The 6,918-nt window shown below is 63.6% G+C and carries 5 protein-coding genes; 1 reads left to right on the forward strand and 4 read right to left on the reverse strand.

Annotated elements, in window-relative coordinates; translation table 11 throughout:
* Positions 1-313 precede the first annotated feature (313 nt).
* Both JQ617_RS23250 and JQ617_RS23255 read right to left on the reverse strand, forming a co-directional pair.
* Positions 314-979 carry a hypothetical protein gene (locus JQ617_RS23250; RefSeq protein ID WP_212028289.1) on the reverse strand — a complete coding sequence of 222 codons (666 nt, stop codon included), beginning with the start codon at positions 977-979 and terminating at the stop codon, positions 314-316.
* Positions 980-1,493: 514 nt separating this feature from the next.
* Entirely contained in the window at positions 1,494-3,716 is a 2,223-nt protein-coding gene (locus JQ617_RS23255; protein WP_212028290.1) for a transglycosylase domain-containing protein, read from the reverse strand.
* Between the two features lie 166 nt (positions 3,717-3,882).
* Here JQ617_RS23255 and JQ617_RS23260 point away from each other — a divergent pair, with 166 nt between their 5' ends.
* On the forward strand, positions 3,883-4,308 hold the full coding sequence (locus tag JQ617_RS23260) for a DUF1330 domain-containing protein (RefSeq protein ID WP_142252093.1): 426 nt from the start codon (positions 3,883-3,885) through the stop codon (positions 4,306-4,308).
* A gap of 164 nt (positions 4,309-4,472) precedes the next feature.
* Here JQ617_RS23260 and JQ617_RS23265 read toward each other — a convergent pair whose 3' ends face one another.
* Positions 4,473-5,699: an ABC transporter substrate-binding protein gene (locus JQ617_RS23265; protein WP_212028291.1), complete on the reverse strand. Its 1,227-nt coding sequence runs from the start codon at positions 5,697-5,699 to the stop codon at positions 4,473-4,475.
* Between the two features lie 181 nt (positions 5,700-5,880).
* A partial coding sequence (locus JQ617_RS23270) for an ABC transporter substrate-binding protein (protein ID WP_212028292.1) occupies positions 5,881-6,918 on the reverse strand: 1,038 nt, incomplete at its 5' end.

Genomic DNA, 6,918 nt, shown 5'->3' on the forward strand with positions numbered 1-6,918 from the left:
TGTTCGTGTCCATCCACTACAGCGCGCATCATCGGTATTCACGAGCAAAGAGGGAGTCAACTAAAAGTAGTTTATTCAATTATATGCACGTCATTGAGTCGAGGCGGGCAATGGGTATTGCCGTCAGTGTCGTTCCAGCGCGTTCCGGAAGGTGTTGGCGAGCAGATCATATCGCGAGTCACTGCGTGCGCGTTGAAGCCGCGACAGCGCGATGAGATTCGAAAAATGAATCGCCATCGCGCGTCAGGTCGTTGCCCAGGCACGATCTTTTCGAAAACCGCTTCAGGCTTTCCGGATCATGCCTCGGCGCAGCTCAGGCGCTGATATCTGCGCTTGTCCCCGGCTGCGAGCGTGCGGCGAGATAGGACGATTGCAGTTGCATGGCGCTCTTCTGGCCCTCGGCCAGCATCGCCTGAAAGGCGGCATCGAGTTGCTCGCGGCTATAGGTCGCAGAGCTGCTTTGGCGCGGCGTCCATTGCGATTGCGTGATCGCGGTGGACGCCTTTTCGACGGTGCCGCCAAGCCGTGCGGCGTATTGATCGGCCCGCCACTGCGCCAGATCCGGTCCTCCCAGACCTGGAGGATCCTCCAGCTTGCCGATCTTCGCGGCGGCCTCGTTGGTCATCGTCGAAGACCCGCCATTGTAGAGCGTGGCGACCACCTTGCCGCCGACCTTGACCTGAGCATAGGTGTTCTCAGGCGCATCGTCCGAGACGGAAGGTTGACCGGCGCTCGCGCCGTGGGTGGTCAGCCAGTTCGTTGCCATGAGGTCGCGCAGGACCGGATTGTCCGCCACCGATATCGGCTTGGCACCTTGCAGTGGTTTCAGTTGGGAGACGTTTATTCCGGGGTTGCCGGTCGCATCATCCGTTGCAGTCGGCTCCAACGGTTGGAGACCCGGCGTCGATGCCGCATTGGAACCGGACGTCGATGCAGGACGAAGATGGGGCAACGCCGCGCTGGACAGGCCTGTAATCATGGAACGCTCCTTCCCACTAAACCCGAATGTTCGGGACTCAACCTAGGAGAGCAAATCCCGGGCCGGTGTCGGAAGCTTGAAGAGACTGATGTTTTGGCGTTCGGTGATGTTCCGGCCGCGGAGATTCTTGCCGCGCTAGGCAGGATTTGCCGAAGCGGTGGTGCGAGGGATGCGGGTGCTAGCCCAACACGCGGTGTCATTGCTCGCCTTGTGCGCACTTGCGCATTGGGGCGGGCAATCCGGTATTCCAGAGACAGTTGTTGCTTAGCCGAGAAGCTGCGGCGTACTGGATTCCCCGCCTTCGCGGGGAATGACGGTGGCGGGTGGCGCTGCGTCCAACGCTTCGCTCGATTTTCGCCACACTTCGCGACGATTGCGCGTCTCGCTCGATTAGCATCGCCGTATCAAACGCTTCGCACCATCAGCCGCGCATCGCGCCGGCGATCACCGTCTACTGTGCATGGGGTTGTTTTCGCAGTTTTGTTTTGAGGCCTCTCGGACCTCACATCAACGCTTACCGATTCCCGCCGAACAGCCGGTCCATCAGCCAACCGTCGAGACCCGCCGCAGGCTCCGGCCGCACATTGGCGCGCGTGGGCGGCGGCGGGCGATAGCCGCCATTGCCGACCGGTGCCGGTCCGGGCGCGGCCGGCGTCGGCGGCGACACCTGCGAGGCCGCCTGCGCGAGGTTCGACAGGCCCCAGCCGCCGGGCGAGCTCGGCAGGTTCGCCACCGGCACGCCCTCATGCGCCGTCTTCATGAAGCGCGACCAGACTTCCACGGGCAGGCCGCCGCCGGTGGCCTTCTTGGTCGGCGAGTTGTCGTCATTGCCGAGCCAGACGCCGGTGACGAGGTTGGCGGTGTAGCCGATGAACCAGGCGTCGCGGTAATCCTGGCTGGTGCCGGTCTTGCCGGCCGCCGGCCAGCCGGGGATCTCCGCTTTCTTGGCGGTGCCCGAGATAAGCGTCTCCCGCATCATCGTGTTCATCATGCCGACATAGCGGGGGTCGATGACCTGGCTGCGCTCCTCGGGCTGGCGCATGTAGAGCAGCTTGCCGCTGAGCGTCCTGATCCGCGTCACGACATGCGGCGCCACCGCGAAGCCGCCATTGGCGAAGGGTGCATAGGCGCCGACCAGCTCGACCACCGAGACTTCGGACGTGCCGAGCGCGATCGAGGCGTTGGGCTCGAGCTTGGAGGAGATGCCGAGCCGATGCGCGGTGCGCACCACGTTCTTCGGCCCGACCTCGAGGCCGAGGCGGATCGCGACGGTGTTGAGCGACATCGCCAGCGCCTGGGTCAGCGTCACCGCGCCGAAATATTCATGGGTGTAGTTCTCGGGCTTCCAGCCCTTGACCTCGATCGGCGCGTCCTGGCGCATGGTGTCGGGCGTCAGGCCCTGCTCGAGCGCAGTCAGGTACACGAACGGCTTGAACGAGGAGCCCGGCTGGCGCCTCGCCGTGACCGCGCGGTTATACTGGCTCTCGGAATAGTTCCGCCCGCCGACCATGGCGCGCACCGCGCCATCGGGCGTCATCGCCACCAGCGCGCCCTGGCTGACGTTGAACTTCACGCTCTTGGCCGCGAGCTCGTCGATGATGGCGGCTTCCGCCACGCCCTGCAGCTTCGGATCGATCGTGGTCTCGACCTTGATGCTCTCGTCGATCTGGCCGACCAGATCGTCCAGCACCTCGCCGATCCAGTCGGCGACATAATTGACCGTGCCGGCGCCGGCCGGCTTCACATTGTAGGAGGGATGGCCGATCGAGGCCTGCGCCTGCGCGTCCGTGATGAACTTCGCATCCGCCATCGCCGCGAGCACGATCTGCGCGCGCGCCTCGGCGCCTTCGGGATTGCGGTTCGGCGCAAGGCGCGAGGGCGATTTGACGAGGCCGGCCAGCATCGCGGCCTCCGCGACGGTGACGCTCCTCGCCGACTTGCCGAAATACTTTTGCGCGGCGGCTTCGACGCCGTAGGCGCCGGAGCCGAAATAGACGCGGTTGAGATAGAGCTCAAGGATCTCGTCCTTGGAGTGCTTGCGCTCCAGCCAGATCGCCAGCTCCGCCTCCTGCAGCTTGCGCTGCATGGTCCGCTCCTGGGTCAGGAACAGGTTTTTCGCGAGCTGCTGCGTCAGGGTCGAGCCGCCCTGCGACACGCCGCGATGCATGACGTTGGTGACGAGGGCGCGCAGGATGCCGACGGGATCGATGCCGAAATGCGAATAGAAGCGGCGGTCCTCGATGGCGATGAAGGCCTTCGGCAGATAAGGCGGCAGATCCTTCAGCGCGATATTGGCGCCGGCCATCTCGCCGCGCTGCGCCAGCATGCTGCCGTCGATGCCGACGATCTGGATCGTCGGCGGACGCTTTGGAATTTCCAGCGACTGGATCGGCGGCAGGTGGGCGCCGACATAGATCACGACGCCGATCACGGCGATGACGCCCCACAGGCTCAGCACCGCGCCCCAATAGACGAGGCGGCCGAGGCCGAACCCGCCACCGGATTTCGCGCGCCGCTTGGCGCCGCTGCGGCTGGCTTGTGCCTTGCGCTCGCGCGGCGGCGGTTCGTCGCCGGCCTCCTCGCTCTTGCGCTTGGCGGATGATTTCGCTGGCTTCTTCGGCTTGTCGTCGCCGCCGCCGGGAACGCGGTCCGCGGCCGTCAGGCGCAGATCGGCGAGCGCAGCAGGCAAGCCGAACAACGGCTCCTTCCGCCCAGCCTTCTTCTTTCCCCACGCCATACGCAAAACGCCCGGTCAGCCCGCCCCGCCGCACGCTAGCGGTCGCTGTTTAAGGCCGGGTTACCCCGGCGTTAACGCGCGATTAGGAGATGCGGCATTCGCCCGCCGCAGTTCCGCTTCGCCGGCCGCAGGACTAGGATCGCGGGCATAAAATGAGGGAGCGCACATGGGCCATATCGATCCGACCAAGGAGATTTTTGCGCAGTTCCGGGAGAACGACCGCCCGGGCCCGATCCACATGCTCAACCTGGTGCGCCTGCGCAAAGAGGCGGCCTATCCCGACGGCCGCAAGGCCAGCGGCGCGGAGGCCTATGCCGCCTATGGCCGCGAGAGCGGCCCGGTGTTCGAACGCCTGGGCGGCCGCATCGTCTGGCAGGGCAAATTCGAGCTGATGCTGATCGGCCCGCAGGACGAGCGCTGGGACCATTGCTTCATCGCGGAGTATCCGAGCGTCGCGGCCTTCGTCGAGATGATCCGCGACCCGGTCTACCGCGAAGCCGTGAAGCATCGGCAGGCCGCGGTGGAGGACTCGCGGCTGATCCGGCACGCCGTGCTGCCGGTGGGGAAGAACTTTGGGGAGATACCGGAGTAGGGGGCAAAGGCGCGCCGCTCTCCCTCCCTCGTCATGGCCGGGCTTGACCCGGCCATCCACGCCTTCTTGCTCAGTCATTCCGGGGCGGCTCGCAGAGCCGAACCCGGAATCTCGAGATTCCGGGTTCGATGCTGGAGCATCGCCCCGGAATGACGGCGAGAGAACTAACCCGCCGGACCCGCATCCTCCAGGATCGGGCCGAACAGCTCCCAGCGCTCGCCGTTGAACTTCATCATCTGAAGCTGCTTGTTGACGCGGTAGTCGGTTGGCGAGGTGTTGACCTTGATGCCGGGCAGCGCGGTGTCGGTGGCGAAGTCCTTCACCGAGGCCGCCTGCTTCATGACGTTCTCGCGCGTCAGGTCGTCACCGCACTGCTTCAGCACATGCACCAGAAGCTGCGCGGTGCTGTAGCCGTAGGTGTTGAAGTTCGAGTCCTTGTCGCCGTCAGGATAATACTTCGCCATGAAGTCGAAATACCGCTTCATGCCGGCGTCGTCCTTCCAGGTCGGATCGAGCGGCTCCTTGCCGTAATTGACGCTGATCAGGCCCTTGGCGGCGTCAAAGCCGGCTGGCTTCAGCACCGCGCCGACCGAGGTCGCGTTGATGTCGACGATCTGCACCGGATGCCAGCCCATCTCGGCGATCTTCTTGATCGCCTGCGCGGCCTGCTTCGGCGTCGTCGCGCTGTAGAACAGATCGGCGCCGGCGTCCTTGATCTTGAGGACCTGCGAATCGACGGTCGGATCGGAGACTTCGTAGGACGCTTCGGTCACGATCATCTTGGCGGCCTTGTCGCCGAGGCCGGCCTTGAGGCCGTTCAGATAGTCCTTGCCGAGGTCGTCGTTCTGATAGAGCACGCCGATCTTGGCGTTCGGATGCTCCTTCAGGATGTACTGGCCGTAGATCCGGCCTTCGACGAAGTAATTGGGATTGAAGCCCATGGTCCACGGGAAGTTCTTCGGATCGGTGAACCTGGAGGCGCCCGTCGCCGCGAACAGCTGCGGCACCTTCTTGGCGTTGAGATATTTCTGGACCGCAGCATTCACGGGCGTGCCGATAATCTGGAAGGTCAGCAGCACCTCGTCGCTCTCGACCAGCTTGCGAATCTGCTCCACCGCCTTGGGCGGCGAATAGGCGTCGTCATACTGGATCAAATTGATCTTGCGGCCGTTGATGCCGCCCTGATCGTTGATCATCTTGAAATAGGCGGCCTGCGTCTTGCCGATCGACGAATAGGCCGACGCCGGTCCCGAGAACGGCATGGTCTGTCCGACCTTGATCTCGGTGTCGCTGGCGCCCGGATCGTATTTTTTCTGGGCATTGGCCGCAGAGATCGACAGCGCCAGGGTCAGCGCCGTTGCCATGGCCAGATGCAGCATTCCATTCCTCATTCGCAATTCCCTCAGTCTGTTATTGCAGATGGTCTTGCGGGCGCATTGTGCGTCCGATGCCATCGCTGAGGGCGAGTGTGGAGGAGGCGTTGCTGCGACGCAAGGTGGGCGTTCGTAGGGTGGGTGACGCCGGCGCCGGCGCTTCGCGCAGACGCGTCTAACCCACCCTACGAAGTCTTAACTAGCCCGACGGGCCGGTGTCCTCGATGATCGGTCCGAACAGCTCCCAGCGCTCGCCGTTGAACTTCATCAACTGCATCTGCTTGTTGACGCGGTAGTCGTTCGGTCCGGTGTTGATCTTGATGCCTGGCAGCGCGAGGCTCGGGCTGTAGCCCTTGATGTTGGCGACCTGCTTCATCACGTTCTCACGCGACAGGTCGTCGCCGCATTGCTTCAGCACCTGCGTCAGCAGTTCGGCGACCGAATAGGCGTAGGTGTTGACCGTGTTGAGCTTGTCGCCTTCGGGAAAATACTTGTCCATGAAGGCGAAGAAGGCCTTCACGCCGGGATCGTCCTTCCACTGGGGATCGCCAGGCTCCTTGCCGTACTGGGTCGAGATGATGCCCTTGGAGATGTCGAGGCCGGCCGGCTTGAGCGTTGCCGAGATCGGGCTCGCATTGATGTCGAGGATATGCACGGGGTTCCAGCCGAGCTCGGCCACCTTCTTGATGGCTTGCGCCGCGAACTTCGGTGTCGAGGCATCGTAGAAAAGATCGGCGCCCAGTGACTTCAGCTTGACCACCTGCGAGTCCACCGTCGGATCGGTGACCTCGTAGGAGACCTCGCCGACGATCATGCTGGAGGCCTTGTCGCCGAGGCCGCTCTTGAGGCCCGCGAGATAGTCGCGGCCCATGTCGTCGTTCTGGTAGAGCACGCCGATCTTGGCGTTCGGATGCTCCTTGAGAATGTACTTTGCGTAGATGCGTCCCTCGGACACGTAGTTCGGATTGTAGGCGATGGTCCAGGGATAGTTCTGCGGATCGCTGAAGCGCGCAGCGCCTGTGGACGCGAGGAGCTGCGGGATCTTCTTGCCGTTGAGATATTTCTGCACGGCGGCGTTGGCGGCCGTGCCGATGATCTGGAACGTGAACAGCACCTCGTCGCCTTCGACGAGCTTGCGCACCTGCTCCACCGTCTTGGGCGGCGAATAGGCGTCGTCATACTGGATCAAATTGATCTTGCGGCCGTTGATGCCGCCCTGATCGTTGATCATCTTGAA

It is taken from the genome of Bradyrhizobium sp. KB893862 SZCCT0404, from assembly GCF_018130885.1.
Lineage (GTDB): Bacteria > Pseudomonadota > Alphaproteobacteria > Rhizobiales > Xanthobacteraceae > Bradyrhizobium > Bradyrhizobium stylosanthis.